At 37.5% G+C, this 1,806-nt stretch carries 3 protein-coding genes; all 3 read left to right on the forward strand.

Annotated elements, in window-relative coordinates; genetic code table 11:
- A partial coding sequence (locus GRP75_RS30100) for a PTS transporter subunit EIIC (protein WP_237449203.1) occupies positions 1–203 on the forward strand: 203 nt, incomplete at its 5' end.
- 59 nt (positions 204–262) lie between these two features.
- Positions 263–394 (forward strand): hypothetical protein, encoded by a 132-nt coding sequence (locus GRP75_RS30365; protein ID WP_272917245.1) that lies wholly within the window; start codon positions 263–265, stop codon positions 392–394.
- 104 nt (positions 395–498) lie between these two features.
- On the forward strand, positions 499–1,806 hold a 1,308-nt coding region (locus GRP75_RS25980; protein ID WP_202404324.1), incomplete at its 3' end, for a glycoside hydrolase family 1 protein.

Below are 1,806 nucleotides of genomic sequence, written 5' to 3' on the forward strand. Positions count from 1 at the left end.
TTGTACTCGCAATGTTTTTCTTTTCTAAGAGTAAACAATTGAAGCAAATGGGACGACTAGCCATTGGACCCGGACTATTTAATATCAATGAACCGTTAATCTTCGGTATGCCAATCGTATTAAACCCAATCATTTTGATTCCGTTTCTTATAACACCAGTTATTAGCGTGTTGATAACCTATCTATGTATTATGGATGGGTAGCGAGCCCCATTGGTGTGTTGCCTCCTGGGACAATGCCAATACTTATAGGCGGATATCTGATGACTGGCAGTGTCTCGGGGATCGTCTTACAACTTATTTTGTTTGCTGTATCCTTTGTTATTTACTTCCCGTTCTTTAAGATCATGGACAATCAGAAATATAAAGAAGAACAGAAGGCGCTTGCAAGCTAAGATGAGATCATCAATTAAAGCCTGTTAGAGTTTCTTAATGCATTTCTGTTCATAAAAATAATAGTTTGTTGACATAGGATCTATGTACTAATAGGAGGGTTATCATGTTTCAAATGAAAACAAAATTTCCAGAAGATTTTTTGTGGGGTGGAGCAACGGCTGCAAATCAACTAGAAGGAGCAAGTGATGTTGGCGTCAAGGGACTTTCTCTGGCTGATGTATATACGTTTGATGAAAAGATGCCGAAAGAGCAATGGTCAGATCAGTGGCATTTAATGACTCATAAGCAAATAGAAGAAGCTCAAGATCCTGCAAGTAAAAAATATTATCCCAAAAGACATGGGATAGACTTTTATCATCATTATAAAGAAGATATCGCATTATTTGCAGAAATGGGCTTTAAAGCTTATCGCATGTCAATTGCTTGGACTCGTATTTTTCCGAATGGTGATGAGTTAGTACCCAATGAGGAAGGATTGGCGTTTTATGATCGTGTTTTTGATGAATTGAATAAGTATGGAATAGAGCCTGTTGTTTCTTTATCTCATTATGAAATGCCACTACATCTTTCAACAAAGTATGGTGGCTGGGTGAATCGTAAACTAATAGATTTCTTTGTTCGTTTTGCTTCAACTGTATTTGACAGATATAAAAACAAAGTGAAATATTGGATGGCTTTTAATGAAATTAACTGTGTGACCCATCATCCATATGTAAGTTTAGGGGTTATCGAGGAAAATCACCCTAATATTGAACAAGCAAAATTTCAAGGCGCTCATCATCAATTTGTAGCAAGTGCTCTTGCAACCAAAGCATGCAAAGAGAGTAATCCTAAAGCAATGGTAGGATGCATGGTTAGTTATCAGTTGCTTGTTCCTTATAGCTGTGATCCAGATGATGTTCAAGCTACAGTAGATAAACAGCGTACCTCATTGTTCTTTACAGATGTTCAGGCGAGAGGCTATTATCCTGCTTACACAGCTAAAATGCTTGCAGAAAAGAATGTAGTACTGGAAACAGAACCCGAAGATGAACAAATTATGAGAGATTATCCGGTTGATTACGTGTCCTTTAGCTACTATATGTCTAGCGCAGTCAGTGCACATCCAGAAAGAATCGAAGGAGCGGTAGGAAATCTACTTACAGGAGGAGTTAAAAATCCTTATTTGCCAACAAGTGATTGGGGATGGCAGGTTGACCCTAAAGGTCTACGAACTGCTTTAAACCAATTGTATGATCTTTATCAAAAACCATTATTTGTTGCTGAAAATGGATATGGCGCTTTAGATGTATTAGAGGAGGGCGATAAAATTGAGGATGATTATCGTATTTCTTATTTAAAAGAACATATTAAACAAGTAAAAGAAGCAATTGCAGATGGTGTAGATGTATTTGGCTACACGAGCTGGGGC

Origin of the sequence: Paenibacillus sp. OT2-17, assembly GCF_009827695.1 — a bacterium.
In the GTDB taxonomy this organism is placed as follows: Bacteria; Bacillota; Bacilli; order Paenibacillales; family Paenibacillaceae; genus Paenibacillus; species Paenibacillus polymyxa_B.